21 protein-coding genes are annotated in these 22,748 nt (G+C 65.7%); 10 read left to right on the top strand and 11 right to left on the bottom strand.

Annotated elements, in window-relative coordinates:
* Positions 1-98: 98 nt before the first annotated feature.
* From AC1DR6_RS06125 to flaF, 5 genes are all read left to right on the top strand, one after another.
* A complete protein-coding gene (locus AC1DR6_RS06125; protein WP_476828291.1) occupies positions 99-536 on the top strand; it encodes a hypothetical protein in 438 nt (145 codons plus the stop codon).
* Between the two features lie 250 nt (positions 537-786).
* Positions 787-2,106, top strand: coding sequence for a flagellin N-terminal helical domain-containing protein (locus AC1DR6_RS06120; RefSeq protein ID WP_476828290.1), 1,320 nt, complete (start codon positions 787-789; stop codon positions 2,104-2,106).
* A gap of 197 nt (positions 2,107-2,303) precedes the next feature.
* Positions 2,304-3,653, top strand: a complete 1,350-nt coding sequence (locus AC1DR6_RS06115; protein WP_476828289.1) for a flagellin N-terminal helical domain-containing protein — start codon at positions 2,304-2,306, stop codon at positions 3,651-3,653.
* Positions 3,654-3,700: 47 nt separating this feature from the next.
* Complete coding sequence (gene flbT / locus AC1DR6_RS06110) at positions 3,701-4,093, top strand: flagellar biosynthesis repressor FlbT (RefSeq protein WP_476828288.1); 393 nt, start codon at positions 3,701-3,703, stop codon at positions 4,091-4,093.
* On the top strand, positions 4,077-4,448 hold the full coding sequence (gene flaF, locus AC1DR6_RS06105) for a flagellar biosynthesis regulator FlaF (protein ID WP_476828287.1): 372 nt from the start codon (positions 4,077-4,079) through the stop codon (positions 4,446-4,448). The genes flbT and flaF overlap by 17 nt, the downstream gene beginning before the upstream one ends.
* Before the next feature lie 86 nt (positions 4,449-4,534).
* Here the strand turns inward: flaF and AC1DR6_RS06100 are convergent, their stop codons facing one another.
* From AC1DR6_RS06100 to AC1DR6_RS06070, 7 genes are all read right to left on the bottom strand, one after another.
* Positions 4,535-6,055 carry a flagellin gene (locus AC1DR6_RS06100; RefSeq protein ID WP_476828286.1) on the bottom strand — a complete coding sequence of 507 codons (1,521 nt, stop codon included), beginning with the start codon at positions 6,053-6,055 and terminating at the stop codon, positions 4,535-4,537.
* Between the two features lie 7 nt (positions 6,056-6,062).
* On the bottom strand, positions 6,063-7,928 hold the full coding sequence (flgK, locus tag AC1DR6_RS06095) for a flagellar hook-associated protein FlgK (RefSeq protein WP_476828285.1): 1,866 nt from the start codon (positions 7,926-7,928) through the stop codon (positions 6,063-6,065).
* Positions 7,929-7,981: 53 nt separating this feature from the next.
* Positions 7,982-9,382, bottom strand: coding sequence for a flagellar hook protein FlgE (locus AC1DR6_RS06090; protein ID WP_476828284.1), 1,401 nt, complete (start codon positions 9,380-9,382; stop codon positions 7,982-7,984).
* Positions 9,383-9,559: 177 nt separating this feature from the next.
* A complete protein-coding gene (locus tag AC1DR6_RS06085; protein WP_476828283.1) occupies positions 9,560-10,570 on the bottom strand; it encodes a YcjF family protein in 1,011 nt (336 codons plus the stop codon).
* 17 nt (positions 10,571-10,587) lie between these two features.
* On the bottom strand, positions 10,588-11,973 hold the full coding sequence (locus AC1DR6_RS06080; protein WP_476828452.1) for a YcjX family GTP-binding protein: 1,386 nt from the start codon (positions 11,971-11,973) through the stop codon (positions 10,588-10,590).
* A 56-nt stretch (positions 11,974-12,029) separates the two neighbouring features.
* Entirely contained in the window at positions 12,030-12,557 is a 528-nt protein-coding gene (locus AC1DR6_RS06075) for a SixA phosphatase family protein (RefSeq protein WP_476828282.1), read from the bottom strand.
* Between the two features lie 177 nt (positions 12,558-12,734).
* Entirely contained in the window at positions 12,735-13,580 is an 846-nt protein-coding gene (locus AC1DR6_RS06070; protein WP_476828281.1) for an AAA family ATPase, read from the bottom strand.
* Between the two features lie 209 nt (positions 13,581-13,789).
* Between AC1DR6_RS06070 and AC1DR6_RS06065 the strand changes: the two genes are divergently transcribed.
* A complete protein-coding gene (locus AC1DR6_RS06065; protein ID WP_476828280.1) occupies positions 13,790-15,583 on the top strand; it encodes a cation:proton antiporter domain-containing protein in 1,794 nt (597 codons plus the stop codon).
* On the opposite strand, the gene AC1DR6_RS06060 is transcribed toward AC1DR6_RS06065, so the two are convergent.
* Both AC1DR6_RS06060 and AC1DR6_RS06055 read right to left on the bottom strand, forming a co-directional pair.
* Entirely contained in the window at positions 15,519-16,631 is a 1,113-nt protein-coding gene (locus tag AC1DR6_RS06060; RefSeq protein WP_476828279.1) for a glycosyltransferase family 4 protein, read from the bottom strand. The two genes, AC1DR6_RS06065 and AC1DR6_RS06060, sit on opposite strands and share 65 nt — an antisense overlap.
* On the bottom strand, positions 16,631-17,512 hold the full coding sequence (locus tag AC1DR6_RS06055; protein ID WP_476828278.1) for a UDP-2,3-diacylglucosamine diphosphatase: 882 nt from the start codon (positions 17,510-17,512) through the stop codon (positions 16,631-16,633). The genes AC1DR6_RS06060 and AC1DR6_RS06055 overlap by 1 nt, the downstream gene beginning before the upstream one ends.
* Before the next feature lie 143 nt (positions 17,513-17,655).
* Here AC1DR6_RS06055 and AC1DR6_RS06050 point away from each other — a divergent pair, with 143 nt between their 5' ends.
* From AC1DR6_RS06050 to AC1DR6_RS06035, 4 genes are all read left to right on the top strand, one after another.
* Positions 17,656-18,435: an SDR family oxidoreductase gene (locus tag AC1DR6_RS06050; protein WP_476828277.1), complete on the top strand. Its 780-nt coding sequence runs from the start codon at positions 17,656-17,658 to the stop codon at positions 18,433-18,435.
* Positions 18,436-18,689: 254 nt separating this feature from the next.
* A complete protein-coding gene (locus AC1DR6_RS06045) occupies positions 18,690-19,613 on the top strand; it encodes a DMT family transporter (protein WP_476828276.1) in 924 nt (307 codons plus the stop codon).
* A 253-nt stretch (positions 19,614-19,866) separates the two neighbouring features.
* Entirely contained in the window at positions 19,867-20,487 is a 621-nt protein-coding gene (locus tag AC1DR6_RS06040; RefSeq protein WP_476828275.1) for a helix-turn-helix domain-containing protein, read from the top strand.
* 35 nt (positions 20,488-20,522) lie between these two features.
* On the top strand, positions 20,523-20,927 hold the full coding sequence (locus AC1DR6_RS06035) for a (R)-mandelonitrile lyase (protein ID WP_476828274.1): 405 nt from the start codon (positions 20,523-20,525) through the stop codon (positions 20,925-20,927).
* A gap of 58 nt (positions 20,928-20,985) precedes the next feature.
* Here the strand turns inward: AC1DR6_RS06035 and AC1DR6_RS06030 are convergent, their stop codons facing one another.
* Together AC1DR6_RS06030 and AC1DR6_RS06025 are read right to left on the bottom strand one after the other, a co-directional pair.
* Positions 20,986-21,918, bottom strand: a complete 933-nt coding sequence (locus AC1DR6_RS06030; RefSeq protein ID WP_476828451.1) for a c-type cytochrome — start codon at positions 21,916-21,918, stop codon at positions 20,986-20,988.
* 314 nt (positions 21,919-22,232) lie between these two features.
* A complete protein-coding gene (locus AC1DR6_RS06025) occupies positions 22,233-22,664 on the bottom strand; it encodes a c-type cytochrome (protein WP_476828273.1) in 432 nt (143 codons plus the stop codon).
* Positions 22,665-22,748: the final 84 nt, after the last annotated feature.

Below are 22,748 nucleotides of genomic sequence, written 5' to 3'. Positions count from 1 at the left end.
CTGGCATCCTCGCGGGCGTCGGGTGCCATGCCCGTATCTTGTCTATGTCGACGAGGCGGCGCGACGGGCGCCGTTCGAGCTCCAGAAGGAGTGCAAACATGGATTTCGGCAGCCCCCCGAGGGTCGCGGCTCTCAGCGGCGCGCCGGCGGTCACGCGTTCGGACGTCACGGCCCAGCCCGGCGGCGTCGCCGTCGACCTGCCGCCGGAAAAGACGGTCCAGTCTGCCAGCGCTGGCGGCGCGGTCAAGCTAGATATCGGCCCCGACGCGAGGCGCCAGGTGCGGCCCGACGCACAGCCCTCCCCGCCTGCAAGCGATGCAGTGAAACAGACTGGGCAGGATTCGCTGCAGCGCCGTATCGTGATCGAGCAGAGCACGCACACCGTCGTCACGCAGGTGCGCGATCCGCATACCGGCGACACGATCAACACGATCCCGGACGAGGCCACTCTGAAGCTGCGGCTCTTCGCCCGCGCCATGGCCGAGCGTCGCGACGCCGCAGCTGCATCGACCCCTTCGGTGCAACGAACGGCCTGAGGTTTGAGGAACGTTATCGCCACCTCGCGTGGCGGATTTCGAAAGGCCCGCTCCGAGCGGGCCTTTCTCGTTTCGGCCGCCCGGACCACGCTTAACAGCTCGTTGACCATGGCCGCAGCTGCCGGCCGCTGCCACGCATTCTAGCTCCGAAATTTACCTCTCGTTACGACCCCGCTGCGCAGTGTCCACGGGTCGCGGCCAGGATGGCTACGACGCCAGAAGGCACCATTCCCAGAAGGGTTTCACGCACATGTCCACGATTTCTCTCTCGTCTGGCGTCCGCGCCGCGCTCGGCTCGCTCTCTTCCGTCAAGGCCGACGCCTCGACCTCCCAGTACCGCCTCTCGACCGGCAAGAAGGTCAATTCGGCGGTCGACGATCCGGTTAACTTCTTCACCGCTGCCGGCCTGAACGACCGCGCTTCGGCCCTGACGAAGAACCTCGACGGCATCTCCAACGGCATCCAGACGATCACCGCTGCCTCGCAGGGCATCGACGCGATCACCAAGCTGGTGTCGTCGCTGCAGTCGACCATCAAGCAAGCCCAGGCCGACAACGCCGCCAACCGTCCGACCAAAGCCGGTACTGCTCTTTCGACAGCGGCAGAATCTGCTGCGACCGGCAAGAGCCTCAAGGACACGTCGCTGGACAAGGCGCTCGTGGACGGCAACGCGACGACGACCGACAACGCCGCCACCGCTTCCGCCAACGGTAACATCGGCATCGCCAACACAGCCACCAACCTGGCTTTGACGATCACCGCCGGTAATACGACCTTCACCTCGACCTCGCTGACCGCCACTTCGACGGTTCGCGATCTCGTCAACGAGATCAACAAGTCCGGCATCGCGACCGCCTCTGTCGACGACTCCGGTAAGTTGAACGTCACGGGTTCTGGCTCCGACACGCTGAAGGTCGGACTTGGCGCCGGCACTTCGGCGGCCGCCGCTCTGACCGACGCCCAGACCGGCGGACAGAACACCGCGCTCGGCCTGGCTGCGACGGACTACACCACCGGCGTTTCCGCCTCGGGCAACTCGACCGTCCGCTCGAATCTCGTCAACCAGTTCAACGATCTGACCTCTCAGATCGATCAGCTGGCCAAGGACTCGGGCTTCAATGGCAAGAACCTGCTCACCGGTGATAAGCTCTCGGTTGTGTTCAACGAGAAGACCGGCGCCAACCAGTCGAAGCTCGACGTCCAGGGTCAGACGATTACCTCGGCGAACCTCGGCATCGGCCAGGCTGTCAGCGGAACGGCAACCACCGGCCAGTTCAACATCCAGGACGACGCCTCGCTCTCGACCGCTGCGGACGGGCTGACCAGCGCCCTCACCTCGCTGCGCTCGACCTCCTCGTCGCTCGGCGCCAGCCTTTCGACGGTGCAGACCCGCCAGGACTTCACCAAGAACCTGTCGAACACCCTGACGGCCGGCGCGGACAACCTCGTCTCCGCCGACACCAACCAGGAAGCGGCCAACCTGCTTGCCCTGCAGACCCGCCAGCAGCTGTCCCAGACCGCTCTGTCGCTGTCGAACCAGGCCGACCAGGCGATCCTGCGCCTGTTCTGATCCTTCGTCCGCAGAAGCGGGCAGCCTGCAGAAGCGGGCCGAAGAACCGAAACGGCGGGGCGAAAGCCCCGCCGTTTTCGTATGAGCGACGCCGCATAGCCAACGGCCCGCCCCGTTAACCAATTATTATCCTTAACAAAGCATTTTCGGTCGAGATCAAACCGCAGGCGCCGAATCGCGCCGTAGGGGACCGAACGATGGCTAATCCCATTCTTACCAGCGGCGTCAGGCAGAACCTTCTGACCCTTCAGCAGACCCGCGATCAGCAGTCGGTCATCCAGAACCGGCTCTCGACGGGCAAGAAGGTCAACTCGGCCATCGACAACCCGGTGAACTACTTTACCTCGCTGGGCCTCAGCGACCGCTCGAACGCTCTGACGGGCCTGCTCGATGGGATCTCCAACGGCATCCAGACCATCACGGCTGCCTCCCAGGGCGTCGACGCGATCGCCAAGCTCGTCCAGTCGCTCCAGTCGACGATCAAACAGGCGCAGGCGGATGCTGCCGCGAACCGGCCGACCAAGGTCGGCACCGCGCTCTCTACTGCGGCGGAAGGTGTCGCGACCAACAAAAGCCTGAAAGACGTTACGCTTGACAAGGCGCTGATCGACAACGACGCCACCACGACCAACAACGCCGCTCAGGGCGCCGGCGCGGGAACGCCCGCAGGCTCTACGGCCAACGGCAACATCGGCATCGCCTCCACGACGACGAACCTCGCGCTGACCATCACGGCCGGCAACACGACGTTCACCTCGACATCGCTGGGCCCGACCGCGACGGTGCGGGACCTCGCCAACGAGATCAACAAGTCGGGTATCGCCACCGCCTCGGTCGACGACTCCGGAAAATTAAACATTACCGGCAACGGCTCCAGCACCCTCAAAGTCGGTCTCGGCGCCGGCACCTCGGCCGCCGCTGCCCTGACCGACGCCCAGGCTGGCGGCCAGAACGCCGCCGTCGGCCTTGCCGCCACAGATTATACGACCGGCCTCAGCGCAACCGGCAGTTCGACGGTTCGCTCGAACCTGATCAGTCAGTTCAACAGCCTGACGAGCCAGATCGATCAGCTCGCCAAGGATGCCGGGTATAACGGCAAGAACCTGTTGTCGGGCGATCTGGTGTCGATCGTCTTTAATGAGAAGACGGGCGCCAATCAGGCCAAGCTCGATGTCCAGGGCCAGACCATCACCTCGGCCAATCTCGGCATCACCCAGGCTGTCAGCGGCACGCCGGTTACCGGCCAGTTCAACATTCAGGACGACACCTCGCTGAACAATATGGCGGATACGCTGACCGGAGCGCTGACCTCGCTGCGGTCAATCTCCTCCACGCTCGGCTCCAACCTCTCGGTCGTGCAGACCCGTCAGGATTTCACCAAGAACCTGGCGAACACGCTTACCACCGGCTCGGACAATCTCGTCGCAGCGGATTCGAACGCCGAAGGCGCCAGCCTGCTCGCGCTCAACACCCGCCAGCAGTTGTCCCAAACCGCGCTGTCGCTGGCCAACCAGGCCGACCAGGGCGTGCTGCGGCTCTTCCAGTAAGCCGCAGCAAGACACCCWCTCCTCCCGCCAGAAGGCTAAGGTCAGATATGGCTCTCAAGGTCGAGCTCAAGCCGCGTGAACGGATCATCGTCGGCCAGGTGGTGATCCGCAACGACGAGCAGCGCACGCGCTTCTTCATCGAGGGCGACGCCCCGATCCTGCGCGAGAAGGACATCCTCACCGCGACGACGTCGGACACCCCGGCGAAGAAAATCTATTTCGCGATCCAGCTGATGTATCTGGCGCAGGATCCGACGCATCAGCACGAAATGTTCTTCACGCTCGTGCGCGAATTCGTTGAGGCCGCGCCGAGCGCTCTGCCGCATATTCACGAGATCAATAACCGCATTTTAAGTGGCGACCTCTACAAGGCTTTGAAGGCAGCCAAGAAGCTGATCGTCTACGAAGCGGATCTGATCGAGCATGCAAAACGCGTTTAACGCCTACGCCGCCGCCGCCAAGACCGCTCAGTCCGTCGTCACGCCGAGAGATCTCGAAGCCTCGCTCCTGATCAAGGCCGCGACCCGGCTCCAGATCGTTTCCGACGACTGGGAGGTCCGCAAGCGCGAGCTGGACGAGGTGCTGACCTATAATCGGCGGCTCTGGATGCTGCTGGTGACCGCTGTGACGGCGGAGGACAACCCCCTCCCCGTCGGCATCAAGCAGAACATCCTCGCGCTGGCGAACTTCATCTTCAACCACACGATCCAGTTGACGATCGCCCCGCAGGCCCAGGGCCTCGGCGTGCTGATCGGCATCAACCGCGACATCGCCGCCGGCCTGCGCGGTCGCTGAAACCCGCCTTCTGATACGAAATAAAAACGCCGCCCTGATCCGGGCGGCGTTTTTCGTTTGCGGCAACCGATCAAACGCGACGGCTGTCAGAGGTAGCTGGTCAGCGTCAGCTTCGAGAGCATCGCGGTGACCTGGTAGCTCGCCTGCAATTGGGTTTGCAGCGAGAGGATCTGCGTCGCGACCTCCTCCGTCGATACGTTCTGGACGTTGCCGAGCGTGGTCGTCAGATAATCCTGGGTGCTCTGGTGGCGCGTCTTGGCGGCGTCCATCGCGGTCTGCGCCGCGCCCATTTCCGTAATGACCTCGGTCGGGTTCTGGGTCGTGCCCCCGAAGCCGAGCTTGTCGTTCACCCGCGCCGCCATCGCGTCGTAGCGAGCCTGAGAGTTCGGATCGCTGGCCGGAAACGTCTCAGCCGACATGATCGCAAACTGTGCCAGCCCAACCTGGAACACCTGCTCGTTGGCGCGCGCGCCGACCCCGACCCGCTGTCCCTGATCGACCTGGACCGTCGAAGTACTCCGCGCCGGGTCGGAACCGTCATCGCCCTTGTACCAGATCACCGTCGCCGTGGCGGCCGCGCCCGTATTGGCCGGCGCGGCGGTCGCGGGTGCAAATGGAGGGCCGGGCACGCGCTTGGGCGGATTTGTGGTGCTTCCAGCGAAGAAGTCATTGGCCGCCACTTGCGAAGAGGCGGCCGACAGCGTGGTCTGCGCCTCAGTTCCAAGGGCGCTGGTGATGGCGGCCCGCAGATTGGCCGCCGTCGCATTGGCGTCGGCCCCGATCTCGAAGGTGCTGGACGATGAGCCGTTCGAGCCGGAAGCCCGCGCCGTCAGCGTGATCTTGGTCGTCGTGCCGTCCGGCAGGTTGAGGCCGACCGTCAGCGTGTCGCCCGCAAGCGGCTGGCCCGTCACGTTGATCGCGACATCGGCAGGCGGGCCTGCGTTCAGGGCCGCCGTAATCGCCGTCCCGGTCGCGGTCGCAGTGGAGAGCTTGAAGCCATAGGGATGAACAGTCGCCTCTTCCGCAATGGTCGCGCTCGTTCCGGTGCCGGCGGCGGTGAGCCGACCGAGCCCCGAGCCGAGATCGGCCTGGCGCCGCTCGTCGATCAGTTGCTTGACGCCGGCTTTGCCCGCGCCGTCGCCATTCATGATCTCGTCGAAGCTCGCCGTCGGCTCGACATCCGAGGTCTTGCCCGAGAACAGGTAACGGCCATTGACCGACGTGTTCAGAATGTCGAGCGTCTGCTTGATCTTGTCGGTTGCGAGCACCTGCGGCCCCGTCTGCCCGGTCGAGCTCGGCAGATAGGTGTTCGCCGTCATGTTGTTGCGGCTGTCGGTCGCAAGCTTCGCAAAGCTGCTGACCCCATCCGACATCAACTTGAGATTGGTACTGGAGAGCTGGATGCCGTCCAGCCAGGAATCCAGCGTCGAGATCTTGGCGTTGAGGTCGAGGCTGACAGTGCGGTCGCTGCCAAGCCCGCCATAGCTGGTGCTCTTCTCTTTAGTGGCAAGCTGGCGCTGCAGATCGTCGAACTGCGCGCGCTGACCGACGAAGCTGGCGCCGCTGACGGCCCGATAGGCTCCACTGCCATAGGAATTTATGGTCATCGCGACCTCACACTCTCATCAGCACGTCCATCATCTCCTTGACCGTGGAGATGATGCGGGCGTTGGCGGCATAGGCGTTCTGCAGCTCGATAAGCTGCGACATCTCCTGGTCGACGCTGACCTGGGACGTTGCCTGGAAGCGGCTCTGGATCGCGGCAAGCGCGACCTGCTGGCCTTGATCGAGGCTTTTGGCGGTCTCGACGGCCTGTCCTTGCGAGGAGACGACGCGCTTCACATAGGCCGAAACCGACATGTTCGAGCTGGCATTGCTGCCGTCGAGCCCGACCGCGTTGGTGAAGGAGCGCTGGCTCTGCGTCAGCCGCTGCAACATCAACTGCGAGCGTGTCGCGTCGCCCTGGGCGGTGGTCGGCGTGTAGGTCGTCAGCAGGGACCGGTCGGCGACCAGCCCGGGATTGACGGTGATGCGGCCGGCATAGCCGATCGCCTGCGATCCGCCGTCGTAGGAGCCCGTGAATGCCTTCGAGGCCGAACCATCGACGAAGAAAGGCAGCTCGGGCGTGCCGCCGACGGACGAAAGGGCCGTAGCCGTCGGCCGGGCGGTCAGGCCCGTGACGTCGCGCGTGCCGGCCGCGCCATCATCGAGGATCTGAAGCGTCGAGCCGCTGGCGGACACCGAGAAGCCGCTGCCGAGCGCGGATTGGATCTGGGAGGCGACCGAGGCCGTGCCCCCGGAGAAGTCGATGCCGACGACCTGATTGTTGACATCGCCCTGCGACGAGGCGGGCAGCGGCAGCGAGGCGGCGGAATCGACCCGCACGAAGGTGAAACGACGCGTCTGCCCGCCGGGCGTGATCTGGTAGTCGAGCGTAACGCTGTTGCCGGCCTGAAGGCCTGTCAGGTCGACGCCGAAGCCGCTCGCAGCGCCGCTCGTCGCGGCGGTGCCCGAGACCTCGCGGTCGGACAAGGCCTTCGACATCTGCGCGGCGATTTCGTCGAGCTGCGCCTGCGACTGCACCAGCGACTTGTCGCGAAGCTCGATATTCGCGGCGATCGAGCCCGAGCGGAAGACGTTGTTGGCGATCGCGTCCGATCTGTTGCCGGACGCATCCTGCATGGTGATCGTGCCGACGCCGCGCTTGGTCGGGTCGGAGCTCCAGCGATCGCCGGGCTGCAGGTCGGAATGCTGGTCGAAGCCGAAGGTGACCGCGGCCTGCCCGTCGAAGAGCTGCACGCCGGAGCCGGTGACGACGCTGACCGCGCCGCGCGCATCCTCCGTCGTCTTGATGTCGACGTATTGCGACAGCTCGGACAGGATGGAGTCGCGCTGATCCTTAAGCGAGGCGGTCGCATTGTCGCTGGGCGCGGCCACGACCCGCGCATTGACCTTGCCGAGAGAGGTCAGCAGGTCGTTGACCTTGGTGACGGCGGCCCCGATGCCGGCTTCCGCCGAGGTTCGCAGGGTCTGGACGCCGCTCGACAGGGTGTTGAGCTGCCGGGCCAGCGTCGTCGCGGAATCCAGAACCTGCGAGCGCAGGCTGTAGGATGACGGGTCGTTCTGCAGCCCCTGCAACTGGCTGGTGAAATTGTTGTAGATCGTGTCCAGCGCCGTCGCGCTGCCAGGCGCGCCATAGAGCTGGTCGAGGTTCGACAAGGCGCTCGCGCGGGTGGAGGTGTAGCCGGCGCCGGCGGATTCCTGCCAGAGCTGGCTTTGCACGATGGTGTCGAGCAGGCGCTGGACCTGCGTGTTGTTGACGCCGATCGTCGAGCCCGAGAGCGTGTCGGAGCTCGAGACAGTGCGGCGGACATAGCCAGCAGTGCCGGCATTGGCGACGTTTTGCGAGACGACGCCGATGCCGATTTGGGTGGCGTTGAGCCCGTTGATCGCTGTGCCGAGAGAGGTACTAAGGCCCATTCCCAACTCCTGTCGTTATCCGCAGCCCGTCCTGGACCGCGTGACCCGCCGCCTCAGCGGATGATGTTGAACACGGAGGTCAGCATCTCCTGGGCGGTGCTGATCACCTTGGTGTTGGCCGAATAGGCCTGCTGGGTGACGATCATCTTGGAAAACTCGTCGGCAATGTCGGTGTTGGATTGCTCGACGCTGCCGCCCACCAGCTGCGAGGTACCGAGTCCGATGATCGGCGCGCCCGATTCGATGGTCTCCTCATAGGCGCCGCCGTCGAGCCGCTTCAGCGAGTTGTCGGCGTTGAAGCGAGCGACCGAAACCTGCGCCAGCGCGACCACCTGGCCGTTCGAGAAGGTGCCGACGATCTGGCCCTCGGCCGAGACCGCGACCTTGTCGAGCGTGCCGGCGGTGTAGCCGTCCTGCCGGATGCTGCGGGCGTTGATCTGCCCGCCGACATCGCCGTTCTGCGTCAGGCCGTTGCCTCCGGTGGTGAGGTTGATGGTGGGAAGCGAGGTGGTGCCGACGACGATATTGGTCAGGGGGATGTTACCGTCCGCCGGCGTCGTCATCTTGCCCGTCGAGTCGAACTGCACGTCGACATTGGCGTTCCGATAGGCCGTCGCAGTCCCCGTCGCGCCCGTGTTCTGCGCGACGAACAGATTCCATGTGTCGGCGACGGCCGGCGGTCCGGCGGCGGCATTCGTCGTCTTGGCCCAGCGCAGCTCGACGCTCGTCGCCTTGCCGAGCGCGTCATAAACCGTCACCGAGCCGCCGGGAATCGACTGGTTCAGGAAGTTCGTCATCTCGCTGCCGGCGACGAGGCCGGTGCCGCCCTGCGTGGTCGAGAGCGGGTTGCTCGCGGTAAAGGTCGAGGCTTTCAGCAGCTCCGAGCCCGGCACAGTGCTGTCCGCATTATTGGTCTTGGGATAGGCTGGAACGTTGGCGCGGTAGTCGATCGATGTCGTCGCCTTGGCCGGAAACTGCTCCTTGGTGATCTGCAACACCTCGGGCTGCGTGCCGACGAGCTGGCCTGTGGCCGCATCGATCTTCAGGCCCTTGAGATAGTAGCCGGCGCCGTTGACGAGATAGCCGTTGGCGTCGAAGTCGAAATCGCCGCGGCGGGTGTAGAAGTTCTTGTTGGTGAAGCTGGTGTTGGCGCCGACGCCGCTCTGGCGCTGATCGACCACGAAGAAGCCGTCGCCGTTGAGTGCAACGTTGGTGTCGATCTTGGTCGCGTTGAGATCACCCTGGATGGTGTTCGTCGCCTGGCTGTAGGCCGCGACCGAACCCGCCGTCTGCCGGTTCAGCGCCGAATCCGGCACCAGGTCGGAGAAGGTCGTATCGACGCGCTTGTACCCGGTCGTCCGCGAATTCGCGATGTTCCCGGAGATGTTCTCGAGCGCATAGGATTGCGCCTGCATGCCCGAAACCGCTGTCGTCAGCGCGCTGAAAACACCCATGGAACCCTCACCTCGACCAGCGCGCCCAGCAGGGCCGCCCACAACTCGAGGCGAAAATCTGCACGCGCCGTGCCATGGCGCGAGGTGAGGGATTTCAACGACTTCGATGCTTTACGAAATCTTTCGCGGCAGGATGCGCAGGGCAACATCTGTCGAGCCCCGGCAGTTTCTGCCGGGTCAGGGCGTGTCGTTCTTGTCACCGCGCCAGCTCGCGAGATCGCCCGCCACCTCCGACAGAGTGGGCGCCCTCGCCTCGACGAAGGGCAGCGGCCGGCACACCGCCAGGGCGGCCAGACCGATACGCGCCGTCAGCATGCCGTTGATCACGCCTTCGCCAAGCTTGGCCGAGAGCCGTGCCGCAAGCCCCTGCCCCAGCACCTGCTGGATCACCGCATCGCCCGCCGCCATTCCGCCGGTCAATACGAGATGATTGAGCACCTGCCGGGCAAGCCGCAGCAGCCCGAGAGCGCCCGGCCGCCCCGCATAGATGCCAGCGATGCTCCTCAGGAGCCGCGCGCAAGCGACCAGCACGAACACGACATCGACGATGGCACGCGGGCTCACCGCCGTGACCAGCGAGACCCGCCGCGCCGCGATCGCGATCTGTGCCTGCGCCTGGATATCGAGCGACGCCAGCAGAGTACGCTCTGTCACGGCAAGCACATCGCGGGATGCGAACAATTGCGGGAGGGCCATGTCCAGTTCGGCCCGGCCCTTCGCCGTTTCGGGACGCCCCCGGTAGAGCCCGCTCAGTTCCGAGGCGAGAGCCTTCGCCTCGTCCAGCGCCCCGCCCGACAGCAGCAGCGTGGCCCGCTCCCGCAGCGCTTCGACCTTGCGCTCGCGCAGGATGTCACGGGCCACGCGCCCGAGCATCACCAGCAGCGCGAAAGCCGCGATCCCCGCGCAGACCAGCGCGGCATAGCCGAGCGCCGGATTCTGGCTCATCAGGCTCGTGATGGTGTTTTCCACCCAGACGCCGGCGGCAAGCGCGAGGAAGCCGGACAGTCCTGCGACGAAAACCGAGCCCCATGAAAAACGCCGCCTGACGACAGGCGCGGCCGCAGGCTCCGCGAGATCGATCGGCTCGCTTTCCGGCAGGATCGCGATCTCGCCTTTGCCAAGCCTGACGTCTCCACCGGGCTCAGTGGAGGGCTCGCCCAGTCGAACCGCGCGTGGCGCCTTGCTCATCCCTGCAGACTCCATGGTCAGGCCAGCTTGTCGCCGATCAGGAACTCCAGCGCCCGGTCGAGCCTGATCTGCGGCGGCGGCGCGGTTCGGCCACCGGCATCGGCCGCCACGAGCGGGGGCCGGAAGCGCGGCGCCCTCACCTGCCAATGCGCCTTCGGATCGAAGATCGCGTCCGGCCTCTCCGGCAGCTCGCCGGGATAAACCGCCGCCTCGGCAACGCCGTCGAAGATTTGTCCGTCGATCGCCTCGCCGGCTTCGGGCACGCCTGCGATGGCCGGCAGCTCCTCGCGGCCTTCCCGTATGCGCACCTCATGCGTCGCCCGCACGGCAGCCAGCGCCATCGATTCCACCCGCGCGCCTGCCCCTTGAGCCCGCGAGGCCGCGCGTCCGACGAGATGAGCCATCACCGCCGCGAGCCGGTCATGGCTGCTGTGATGGACGTGATCGGCCTTGGTCGCGGCGAAAAGCACCCGCTCGATGCGCGGCGCGAACAGACTGGACAGCCAGGAATTGCGCCCGACCGAAAAGGCGGCCAGGGCCTGGCCCAGGGCCGTCTCCAAATCGGCCAGCGCAGGCGCCCCTGCGTCCAGCGCAGCCAGCACGTCGACAAGCACGATCTGCCGGTCGAGCCTGGCGAAATGGTCCCGGAAGAAGGGCGTCACCACGACACGCTTATAGGCCTCGAACCGCTCGGCCATCAGCCCGGCAAGCGTGCCGGGACGCGGCTCGCGATCATGGCCGAGATCCAGCGGGGCGAAGGTCAGGGCCGGCGAGCCATCGAGATCGCCCGGCATCAGGAAGCGTCCGGGCGGCGTCACCGCGACTGCCTCCGGGTCGGCCCGCAGCCGTGCCAGATAACCCTTGAACAGCTCGCTCGCCGCCTCGGCCGCAAGCTCGTCCGGCGCCCCGTCCGGATCACGCTGTGTGAGATCGGCGAGCCAGCTTTCAGCCATCGGCCGGCGGTGCGGCTTGCGGGCATCCGCGACGGCCTGCGCGGACCAGGCCTTGTAGTCCTGTCCGATCAAGGCGAGATCGAGCAGCCACTCGCCGGGATAATCGACGATGTCGAGGGTCAGCGTCGCCGGGCCCTTGAACCAGCCGCTAGCACGCTCGTAGTCGATCTCGACCCGCAGTTCGGAAATGCGGCGCGTCGATTCCGGCCAGCGCCGGGCCTCGCCCGCCATCGCGGTGCGATGCGCCTCATAAGGAAAGCGCGGTACCTCGGGGTCAGGCTGCGGCACGAGGCGCACGCGTGCGATCCGCCCCTGCGCCGACGCCTTGAGGACCGGCAGCCGCGCGCTCTCGATCAGGTTCTGGATCAGCGCGGTGGTGAAGACCGTTTTGCCCGAGCGCGACAGCCCGGTCACGCCGAGCCGAAGGCGCGGCTTGGCGAACCCAAGCAGGCTATCGCCGAGCGAAAGCGCCGCGTTTCGCGCCGTATCGAGATAGGACGCGTCACTCACTCGTCCGGGCCTTCGCCCAGCGAGGCCGGCGTTACGAACCGATCGAGCCTGCCGCCACGCCCCGCAACATCGCGCCAGTCGTCGATGCTGAAATCAAGCACCGCGAGCCCGCAGGTCGGATATTTCTGGCTCATCCGCGCCGCTGCATAACGGTCGCCATGGCCCGTCAGGCTCTGCGCCAGCTCCTCGAAGCCCGGATTGTGGCCGATCATCAGCAGCGTCTTCACCGCGGCCTCGGTTTCCTGCACGACATGGAGCAAGACCGACGCCTTCGCCTCGTAGATGCGCGGCTCGTATTGCGTCGCAGGCTTGTCCGGCAACATCGGCAAGACCCGCTCCCAGGTCTCCACCGTGCGCTTGGCCGGCGAGATCAGCACGAGATCCGGCAGCAACAGCTCTTCCGCGAGATAGCCGCCCATGACCGGCGCGGCCTCGCGGCCCCGCGTGGCCAGCGGCCTGTCGCGATCAGCCACGCCTTCAGGCCAGTTCGATTTCGCATGGCGGAGCAGCATGAGGCGAAGCATGGCTGCCATCTAAACACGGATAGATGGTTTTGCGAGAGCCGCTGCCTGACCGTCCTCGCGAGAAGCGAAGCGACGAAGCGATCCAGGAGACCGGTTTGAACGGCTAGGCCAGTCCCCTTGGATTGCTTCGCTACGCTCGCAATGACGAGTGAGCCGTGAGGCAGGGCGGCCGCGCGCCTATCGCCCCTCGCGCCGCGCCATGAAAGCCAGCTTCTCAAACAGGCTGACATCCTGCTCGTTCTTCAAAAGCGCGCCATGCAACGGCGGGATGACCTTGCGCGGGTCGCGCTCGCGCAGCACTTCGGGCCCGACATCGTCGGCGACGAGCAGCTTCAGCCAGTCCAGCAGCTCGGAGGTCGAGGGCTTCTTCTTGATGCCCGGCACCTCGCGGACCTCGAAGAAGAGCTTCAGCGCCTCTTCCATCAGCCGCTTCTTGATGCCGGGGAAATGCACCTCGACGATCTTCTGCATCGTCTCCGCATCGGGAAAGCGGATGTAATGGAAGAAGCAGCGGCGCAGGAAGGCGTCCGGCAGTTCCTTCTCGTTATTGGAGGTGATGATCATCACCGGCCTCCGGACGGCCCTGATGGTTTCGCCGGTCTCGTAGACATGGAATTCCATGCGATCGAGCTCGAGCAGCAGGTCGTTGGGAAACTCGATATCGGCCTTGTCGATCTCGTCGATCAGCAGCACGGGGCGCACGGGGGCGACGAAAGCCTCCCAGAGCTTGCCGCGCTTGATGTAGTTCGCGATATCCGAGACACGCGGATCACCGAGCTGGCTGTCCCGCAGGCGGCTGACCGCGTCGTATTCGTAAAGCCCCTGCTGGGCCTTGGTGGTCGATTTGATATGCCAGGTGAGGAGCGGCGCGCCCAGCGCCGCCGCGATCTCCTCGGCCAGCACGGTCTTGCCCGTCCCCGGCTCGCCCTTCACCAGCAGCGGGCGCTCGAGCCGGATCGCGGCATTGACGGCGACGGTCAGATCCTCGGTCGCGACATAGTTCTCGGTGCCGGCAAAACGCATGGACGATCCTTCTCGGGACAGGGCCCGAAACTAGCCCAAGGGCGGCGCGAGCGGAAATCCCTTTCCCGCCATCATCTCGGAAAATGCGGCTAAGCGCGCTGTCTGCAAGGCGAATTCGTCTGCGACCATAATTCAAAGGTTGTGCGGGGATGCCGCAGGCCACCACAATGAAACGCGCTCCCAACTCGATCGAATCGCAAGGACGGCCCTTGGCCTCATCAGTCGATCTGTCAGCCTACAAGGATGTCGTCGTGGTCCTGGCCACGGCGGGCGTCATCGTGCCGATAGCGAAGAGCTACAAGATCAACTCGATCATCGCCTTCATCGCCAGCGGCGCGCTGCTCGGACCGTTCGGCCTCGGCGGGCTCGGCTCGACGATACCGCTGCTGCGGACGATCACGGTCTCGAATGCCGAGGCGCTGACGGGGCTGGCGGAACTCGGCGTCGCCTTCCTGCTTTTCGTCATCGGGCTGGAGCTTTCGTTCGAGCGCCTGATGACGATGCGCCGCCTCGTCTTCGGCCTCGGGCTCGGTCAGGTCGGCCTGAGCGCGGCGGCCGTCGGCCTCGTCGCCTATGCGTTCGGCCAACCAGCGGCGGCCTCCCTGATCATCGGCTTTGGGCTCGCTTTGTCTTCGACGGCGATGGTGGTCGAGCTGCTCGCTGCGAAGAAACGCATGACGACATCGGCCGGCCGCGCCAGCTTCGCCGTGCTGCTCTGTCAGGATCTGGCGGTCATCCCGCTGCTCTTCCTGATCGGCGTGCTCGATTCGCAGAACGGCGGCGGCTCGCTGCTGGCCGGTCTGGCACAGGCCTTCATCCAGGCTGCGGCAGCCATTGCCGTGATCGTCGTCATCGGCCGTCTCGCGCTGCGCCCGCTGTTTCGTCTGGTCGCCACCAGCAACTCGGCCGAGAGCTTCATGGCGGCGACCCTGCTGACCGCGCTCGGCACCGGGCTCATCGCCGCTGCGGCCGGCCTGTCGATGGGGCTGGGCGCCTTCATCGCCGGTCTCCTGCTGGCCGAGACGGAGTTTCGGCGCGCGATCGAGGTCACGATCGACCCGTTCAAGTCGCTGCTGATCGGCGTCTTCTTCCTCACCGTCGGCATGGGAGTGAACCCCGCCGACATCGCGGCCAACCCGCTTGCGATCCTTGCGGTGGCGCTGGGTCTGGTCGCCGTCAAGACGGCGATCATCTTCGGGCTGGCCCGGCGCTTTCGCCTCTCCAGGGCGACCGCGCTGGAGACGGCGATCATGCTCAGCCCGGGCGGCGAGTTCGCCTTCGTGCTGCTGAACGCCGCCACCGGCGCCAGGCTGCTCGACCAACATGCCGGCAACATCGTGCTGGCTGCGGTCTCGCTGACCATGGTCGCTCTACCCTTTCTGGCGCGCTTCGCCCGGCATATGGCGCAAAAGCTCGCGGCCCCCGTCATCCTCCCCGACGAGGCGAAGATCCTGCCGCCGGACGATCGCGCTCCGCGCGCCATCGTCGTCGGTGGCGGCCGCGTCGGGCGGCTCGTCGCCTCGATGCTGGAGGAACATGGCAAGTCGCATATCGTGATCGATGCCGACGCCTCGTTGATCGCCGCACAGCGCCGTCGCGGCCGCCCGGCCTTCTACGGCGACGCGACCAAGGTCGAATTCCTCAAGCTCTGCGGCCTCGAAGAAGCGACCGCGCTGATCGTGACGATCGACAATGCCCGCGCGGTCGATGACACCGTGCACGCCGCCCGCTCCCTGAGGCCCGACATCGTCATTGTCGCCCGCGCCCGCGATGCGGGCCATGCCAGCCATCTCTACGATATCGGGGTCAACGACGCCGTGCCCGAGACCATCGAGGCCAGCCTGCAATTGTCGGAGGCCGCGCTCGTCGGGCTCGGCGTCCCGATGGGCCTCGTCATCGCCTCGGTGCATGAACGGCGGGACGGGTTTCGTGCGCAGCTCAAGCCGGCTGGTGCTGCCGCCGAACGCGCCCTTCCGCGCCACGCCCGCTCCCGAAGGCTCTGACCGGCGCCTCACTCGGCCCCGCGGCCTCCTGCGACAGGAAGCCGGCGTGCTGCGCGACAGCCCGGATATGACCGTAGAACTGGGCCGCACTTGCCGACCAGCTGTGCCGCGATGCCAGCTCCAGCGGCAGGGCGCTGGGGATACGCAGCGCCTGCATCGCTGCTTTGCGCAGATCGTCGTCAAGGACCGCCGCCTGGCTGCCGGCGAACACATCGCGCGGCCCCTGTACCGGGAAGGCTGCCACGGGCAGCCCGCTCGCCGCCGCCTCGAGCAACACGATCCCGAACGTGTCCGTCAGGCTCGGAAACACGAAGACGTCCGAGGAGGCATAGATTGCTGCCAGTTCTTCGCCCTCCTTGGTGCCGAGGAAATGCGCCTCGGGATAGGCGCGCGTCAGGTCGGCCCGTGCCGGCCCGTCTCCGACGATGACCTTGCTGCCCGGCAGCTTGAGCGAGAGAAAGGCGTCGAGATTCTTCTCCACGGCGACACGGCCGACGCTGAGAAAAATGGGCCGTGGCAGGTCGAGGATGCTCTGCGGACGCGGATGGAACTGTCCGAGATCGACGCCGCGCCCCCAACGCGCCAACCTCTCGAAGCCATGGCCGCGCAGCTCGTCCTCGACGGTCTGGGTCGAGACCATCACCGCCGCCGCCGGCGCGTGGAAGCGGCGCAGCAGCCCGTAGCTCCAGCTTTCGGGAATGGGCCAGCGCGCGGCGACATATTGCGGAAAGCGGGTGTGGTAGCTGGTGGTGAAGGGCCGCTTCTGCACCAGGCAGATTGCCCGCGTCAGCCAGCCGATCGGCCCCTCCGTCGCGATATGGATATGGTCCGGTGCAAAATCGGCAATCCGCTTGGCGAGGGCACGGCGCGTCGCAAGTGCCAATCGGATATCGGGATAGCTTGGCAGGCCTATCTGCTTGAAACCTTCGGGCGTCAGCGCCGCCGCCGTCGCGCCGAAATCGGGCGCGGCCTCAATCATCCGCTCTAGAGAGCGCACGACCCCGTTGATCTGCGGCCGCCAGGCGTCGGTTGCGATCAGGACGCGCATCAGCCTGCTTTCCGGTCGGCTGCCTCGGGCCGCAGGCCGCCGAGCAGACTGCGCGCGGCCTCGACCAGTTCAGGCATGCGCAAGGACCGCGCCGGAATGACGGCAGGAACGGCTGCATTGCCCCCGAGGCCGCCTTGCGGCCAGCGGATCATTTCGAAACGCCCGTCATCATGCTCGACGAAGGCGGTGCAGCTCTCCACCCAGTCGCCGGTGTTGATATAGGTCAGCCCCTCGATCTGGCGATGGGCGGCATGGTGGATATGCCCGCAGATGACGCCGTCGGCATTGTGACGCCGCGCCTCGCTGGCAAGGCAGGTCTCGAACTCGCCGATATAGTTGACGGCGTTCTTGACCTTCTGCTTGGCCCAGGCCGAGAGCGACCAATGCGGCAGCTTGAGAACGCGGCGTACCCTGTTGATAGCCATGTTGAGCGTGAGCGCCGCCGTGTAGGCCCAGTCGCCCAGCAGGGCGAGCCATTTGGCGTTGCGTACCACGAGATCGAACAGATCGCCGTGGATCACCAGCATCCGCTTGCCGTCGGCCGTCTCGTGTACGACCTCGTCGACCAGCGTGATGCCGCCGAACTGCAGCCCGGTGAAGTCGCGCAGGAAGTCGTCATGGTTGCCGGTGACGTAGATCAACCTGGAGCCCTTGCGCACCTTGCGCAGCAGCTTCTGCACCACGTCGTTATGGCTCTGCGGAAAGTACCAGCCGCTTTTCAGCCGCCAGCCGTCGATGATGTCCCCGACGAGATAGATCTGCGGCGCGTCGTAAGCGCGCAGGAATTCCAGCACGAGCTCGGCCTGTGCGCCGCGCGTGCCCAGATGCAGGTCGGAGATGAAGATGGCGCGCACCTGCTGCGCATTGTCATCGTCGCTCATCCCGCCCCAGCCCCAGTCATTGCGATGCCTGGGGCGTGTGACCGATTTGCGTTGCGCTTTGATGACGCTGCCGGCAATCCATGGTCAGATTGAAGCCAATCGCTCGCAGTCGCAGGCAGGCTGTGGGTCATGGGAGATTTCGAATGGATCTGGGAATCGCGGGCCGCACGGCCATCATCTGCGCCTCCAGCAAGGGGCTTGGCCGCGGCTGCGCCGAGGCGCTGGCGGAGGCCGGTTGCACCGTCGTGATCAACGGGCGGAACGCCGAAACCCTCGAACGAACCGCAAGCGAAATCCGCACGAAGACCGGAGCGACCGTGATCGCGGTCGTCGCCGATGTCTCGACCAGGGCCGGACAGGACGCGCTTCTCGCTGCCGCGCCGCAGCCGGATATTCTGGTCAACAACAATGGCGGCCCGCCGCCCAAGCCGTTCCGCGAGGTTTCGCGCGAGGGCCTGCTGGAAGGCGTCGTCCAGAACATGGCGACGCCGCTGGAGCTGGTTCAGCGCGTGATCGACGGCATGATCGCCCGCAAATTCGGCCGAATCGTCAACATCACCTCGGCCAGTGTCGTCACGCCGCTGACCGGGCTCGATGTCTCCTCGGCGGCACGCGCCGGCCTGACCGCCTTCCTGGCAGGCGTGGCTCGCGAGGTGGCAGGCTCGGGCGTCACCATCAACAACATCCTGCCCGGCGTCTTCGACACGGATCGGATCAAGAGTGCCGTCGGCAAGACCGCCGAGATGCAGGGCATCACCGTCGAGGAAGCGACCAAGCGGCGCCTCGCCTCGGTGCCGGCCGGCCGCCTCGGCACGCCCGACGAATTCGGCAAGCTCTGCGCCTTCCTCGCCAGCACGCATGCCGGCTACATCACCGGCCAGAACGTCCTGATCGATGGCGGTGCCTTCCGCGGCACATTCTGAACCGTTCAACCGTCATTGCGAGAAGCGAAGCGACGAAGCAAGTCAGGAGGGCTAGGTGACACTTCAGCCAAGTCTCCTGGATTGCTTCGCTACGCTCGCAATGACGGCACAGGCGCCTTGAGCGGCACCATCATCCCCAACCCAGCCGCCTAGCGGCCCTGCGAAGTCAGCGCTTCGCTGGCTTGCTTCGACATGGTCTAAGGACCAAGGGTCTCGCTCGAGACCGTCGCCCCGCCCTCCCGCCGGCCTGCGCCTTGTCCCCCTTCCTCGGCATCACCTACAAGCTGCTTTCGGCGCTGGCGTTCACGCTGATGTCGGCCGGCATCAAGTCGATCTCGACACGCTATCCGACAGGCGAGATCGTCTTCGCACGGTCGTTCTTCGCGATGATCCCGCTGTTGATCTGGCTCGCCTGGCGCGCCGAGCTACCAGCGGCGCTCAAGACGGATAATCTGCGCGGTCATCTCAAGCGCGGCATCATGGGCTCAACGGGCATGTTCTGCGGCTTCGCGGCCCTGCAGTTCCTGCCGCTGTCGGAGGCGGTGGCCATCGGCTATGCCGCGCCGCTCGCCGTGGTAGTGCTGGCCGCGCTGATCCTAAAGGAGCGGGTGCGGATCTATCGCTGGAGCGCGGTGACCGTCGGTTTCGTCGGCGTGGTGATCATGCTGTCGCCCCATCTCAGCGCCGGCGCCCGCGCGCTGGGCCCGGGCGCTGCTCTGGGCGCCGCGCTCGGCCTCGCCGGCGCCTTCTGCTCGGCTTTTGCCTCGGTCGAGGTGCGGCTCCTGACGCAGACCGAGCGCACAGGCGCGATCGTGTTTTATTTCATGCTGCTGACCAGCGTCCTTGGTCTTTCGACGATCCTGCTTGGCTGGCACGTTCCCGATCTCCGGGACGCTTTGACGATGGTGGTGATCGGCATTCTCGGCGGCTTCGGCCAGATCTTCATCGTGCAGGCCTATCGCTATGGCGACGCCTCTCTGGTCGCCCCCTTCGAGTATTCGACGATGCTGTGGGCCGTCGCGATCGGCTGGTTCTGGTTTGGCGAATGGCCGCCGCAGACCATCGTCATCGGCGCCTTCATCGTCATCAGCTCCGGCATCTATGTGATTTTCCGCGAGCGCCAGCTGGGTCTCGCGCGCCGCGCCCAGCGCGAGGTTGGGCCCAGCCGGATCACCTGAACCTCGAAGTCTTCGACAGCATTTCCGTCATTGCGAGCGTAGCGAAGCAATCCAGGGGCGGCAGTGCTCTATGTCCACTGGATTGCTTCGCTACGCTCGCAATGACGATTACTCGTCTCGATCCGGATTGGAGGCCACTGGTATGGCTATCCGTGAACGGGCTCCCTTGCCCCCAGCTGACCGAGCGGGCATGGTCCGTTCGTTAAAACGATCGTTGGCGAGGGCGGGCGATCCGGGCAGCAGGCAGGACGCGATGGGCATCGAAACCAAAGAGCGCGGCGGGCGGGAGCTGGAATCCGGAGCTCAGGTCATTTCCGGGCAGCTCGGCAAGACCATCCAGCGCCTGCGCAAGGCCTATAACTTCTCGCTCTCGGACCTCGCCGAGCAGTCCGGCGTCGCCAAATCAATCATCAGCCAGATCGAGCGCAACGAGACCAATCCGACGCTGGCGACGATCTGGCGCCTGTCGCAGGCGCTCGACATCTCGATCGAGCGCGTGCTTTCCAGCGCCGAGGAAGAGCCCTTCATCGACAAGACGACCCGCGCCGACACGCCGATCCTGGTCTCGGAGGACGGCAAGCTCAGGCTCGCCATCGTCGGCTGGATCAAGACGGTCGAGTGGCTGCAATGGTACGAGGTCTCCTCCGAGCCCGGTGGTGAACTCGATTCCGAAGGCCACCAGCGCGGCTCGATCGAATCGCTCTCGGTCACCTCGGGCGAATTCGAGGTCGAGGTCGGCGACATCGTCCAGCGCGCCAAGGCCGGCGAAACTCTGCGCTACCGCTGCGACCGCCGCCATATCGTCCGCTGCGTCGGCACCGAACCCGGCACCGCGCTGATGGTCTGCATCCTCAAGGCCGCGGTGATGGAGTAGCGACGGGTTCTCCCGTCCACACTAGGAGCACGACCATGGACATCCGCCGTTCCGGCTCGCAGCCCTCCGGCAAGGGGCCGGCCGAATACTTTACCGGTCAGGTTCGTATCGACCCGCTGTTCAACCCACCCGAGCCGGCGCGGATCGCGACAGCGCTCGTCACGTTCGAGCCCGGTGCCCGCACCGCCTGGCACACCCACCCGCTCGGCCAGACCCTGATCGTCACCGCCGGCTGCGGCTGGGTGCAGCGCGAGGGCGGCCCGGTCGAGGAAATCCGCGCCGGCGACGTCGTCTGGTTTCCGCCCGGCGAAAAGCACTGGCACGGCGCCACCGCCGCCACCGCGATGACCCACATCGCGCTTCAGGAAAAGCTGAACGGCTCGCCGGTCGACTGGTTGGAGCAGGTTAGCGAGCAGGATTATGGCAGGAAGGCGGGCTGAGCAGGGGTGCGGACTTGCGCTATGCGTCTTGTCTGCAAACGACCTATAGTCCCCACTTCTAGCCGCCGCCTGCCCTCACCGGCCCCCGCAACGCCGGCAGCGACTTCAGATACTCACCCATCGCTGCCCGGTCGGCGTCCGAAAGCTGCGCGGTGTTGCGCACGACATCCGCCATGGTGCCGCCGACGCTGTCGAAGCTCGGGGTGAAGCCGGTCTTCAGCAGTTCGGCGATCTCCTCCTTCGACCATTTGCCGAGGCCATTGGCTTCGTCCTGCGTGATGTTCGGCACCGAGCCCTTGCCCTCCGGATCGGGCCCGCCCGCGAAGCGTGTCGCGGGAATGATGGCACCCAAGGCGTTGCGGCTGGAGTGGCATTCGGCGCAGTGGCCTGGGCCATTGACCAGATAGGCACCGCGGTTCCAGGCCTCGCTCTTGGTCGCATCGGGCTGAAACGAGCCGCCCTGGAAGAACAGCAGCTTCCAGCCCCCCACGAGCCTGCGGATATTGAAGGGGAAGCGCAGTTCGTGCGCCGCCGCCTTGCCCTCGACCGGCGGCAAGGTGCGGATATAGGCGAACAGATCCGCCAGCGCCTTGGGCGGGATCAGCCGATAGGAGGTGTAGGGAAAGGCCGGATACAGATGCTCGCCCTGCCGCCCGACGCCGGCCGCCATCGCATCGACGAAGTCCTGAACGCCCCAATTGCCGATCCCGTCCCGCGTATGCGGCGAGATATTCGGCGCGTGGAAGGTGCCGAAGGCGGAGGTCAACGCGAGCCCGCCGCCGAGTTTCGTCCTGTCGTCCTGTCCAGGAGTGGCGTGGCACGAGGCGCAGCCGCCGGCAGCGAAGAGCAGCTTGCCATTGTCGAGGTCAGCCGCCGGCAGCGCCCCGACCTCGGGCGCCGGCGAGACAACGCGCGGATCGGTCAGCAGATAGAAGCCACCGAGCCCGATCGCCGCCAGGACGACAAGAGTAACCAGCAGGCGGCGCAGCAGCAGCATCACGATCTCCGGAAGTGAGGCTGCAGCTTGGACGCTGGGTGGTAGATGGGCAAGGCTGGAATACAAATGCGGCTAGAGCGCCAGGCCAGCTCAAAAGGAGCAGGGACAGCGCGAGGAACCCTCTCCCGGAGGGAGAGGGCAGGGTGAGGGGTCGGCCGTTGGACGCCTAGCCGAGACTGACCTTGGCTGTGGTGAAGCGATGGCAAGCTGGTTCAAAGGCCTACACCTCACCCCTGCTCCTCTCCTTATAGGAGAGGGGGTCCCCGCGCCGAAGCCTCCGAAGGAGGAATCTCTCGGCGCAGGCGCTTTCATTTCTTGATGCGGTAAACCTCGTGGCAGGCGCCACATTCCTTCGTCGCCGCGCCGAAAGCGGTTCGGAAGCTGGCGAGATCGGTCGCCTTCATGCCGGTTTCCGCGTCAGCCTCGAATTTGGCGAAGGCCGCCTTGAAGCCCGCCTGGTCTTCCCAGATTTTCGGCGAGGCGGTGGTGTCGCCGCCGGTCTTGGAGGTGTCCGGAAACAGGCCGGGCATCTTCTGCGCCGCAGCGGCGTAGGTCTTGAAGACGGCTTGCGCCTTGGCAGCATCGAACGGCACGTCGCCCTTGGCCATGGCCGCGCCGTCGCGGGTGGCACCGCCGACGGTCTTCATCGTCTGCTGGCGCTCGGCGATAGGGTTGGACTGGGCCATCACGGCGGTGAGGCCGAGCCCCAGACCGGCGATGACGAGGACGGTGCGGATCATGAAGGCTCCCCTTTTGTGCAGCGGCACTGACCACCGCTTTTGAATACTTCTAAATCATCTCATGATCGCGACAGCGCCAAGTCG

The sequence above is a fragment of the Allobosea sp. P5_A5 genome (genome assembly GCF_056400625.1).
This window is presented reverse-complemented; position numbering and strand designations above follow the sequence as displayed.

What these genes read in the sequence shown, in the direction of transcription:
- AC1DR6_RS06050 (WP_476828277.1), top strand. Translation starts at nt 17,656, where the DNA reads ATGGATCTGGGAATCGCGGGCCGCACGGCCATCATCTGCGCCTCCAGC.
- AC1DR6_RS06025 (WP_476828273.1), bottom strand. Translation starts at nt 22,664, where the DNA reads ATGATCCGCACCGTCCTCGTCATCGCCGGTCTGGGGCTCGGCCTCACC.
- AC1DR6_RS06060 (WP_476828279.1), bottom strand. Translation starts at nt 16,631, where the DNA reads ATGCGCGTCCTGATCGCAACCGACGCCTGGCGGCCGCAGATCAACGGG.
- AC1DR6_RS06040 (WP_476828275.1), top strand. Translation starts at nt 19,867, where the DNA reads ATGGGCATCGAAACCAAAGAGCGCGGCGGGCGGGAGCTGGAATCCGGA.
- AC1DR6_RS06055 (WP_476828278.1), bottom strand. Translation starts at nt 17,512, where the DNA reads ATGAGCGACGATGACAATGCGCAGCAGGTGCGCGCCATCTTCATCTCC.
- AC1DR6_RS06100 (WP_476828286.1), bottom strand. Translation starts at nt 6,055, where the DNA reads ATGACCATAAATTCCTATGGCAGTGGAGCCTATCGGGCCGTCAGCGGC.
- AC1DR6_RS06115 (WP_476828289.1), top strand. Translation starts at nt 2,304, where the DNA reads ATGGCTAATCCCATTCTTACCAGCGGCGTCAGGCAGAACCTTCTGACC.
- AC1DR6_RS06035 (WP_476828274.1), top strand. Translation starts at nt 20,523, where the DNA reads ATGGACATCCGCCGTTCCGGCTCGCAGCCCTCCGGCAAGGGGCCGGCC.
- AC1DR6_RS06120 (WP_476828290.1), top strand. Translation starts at nt 787, where the DNA reads ATGTCCACGATTTCTCTCTCGTCTGGCGTCCGCGCCGCGCTCGGCTCG.
- AC1DR6_RS06090 (WP_476828284.1), bottom strand. Translation starts at nt 9,382, where the DNA reads ATGGGTGTTTTCAGCGCGCTGACGACAGCGGTTTCGGGCATGCAGGCG.
- AC1DR6_RS06125 (WP_476828291.1), top strand. Translation starts at nt 99, where the DNA reads ATGGATTTCGGCAGCCCCCCGAGGGTCGCGGCTCTCAGCGGCGCGCCG.
- flgK (WP_476828285.1), bottom strand. Translation starts at nt 7,928, where the DNA reads ATGGGCCTTAGTACCTCTCTCGGCACAGCGATCAACGGGCTCAACGCC.
- flaF (WP_476828287.1), top strand. Translation starts at nt 4,077, where the DNA reads ATGCAAAACGCGTTTAACGCCTACGCCGCCGCCGCCAAGACCGCTCAG.
- AC1DR6_RS06075 (WP_476828282.1), bottom strand. Translation starts at nt 12,557, where the DNA reads ATGCTTCGCCTCATGCTGCTCCGCCATGCGAAATCGAACTGGCCTGAA.
- AC1DR6_RS06070 (WP_476828281.1), bottom strand. Translation starts at nt 13,580, where the DNA reads ATGCGTTTTGCCGGCACCGAGAACTATGTCGCGACCGAGGATCTGACC.
- flbT (WP_476828288.1), top strand. Translation starts at nt 3,701, where the DNA reads ATGGCTCTCAAGGTCGAGCTCAAGCCGCGTGAACGGATCATCGTCGGC.
- AC1DR6_RS06085 (WP_476828283.1), bottom strand. Translation starts at nt 10,570, where the DNA reads ATGAGCAAGGCGCCACGCGCGGTTCGACTGGGCGAGCCCTCCACTGAG.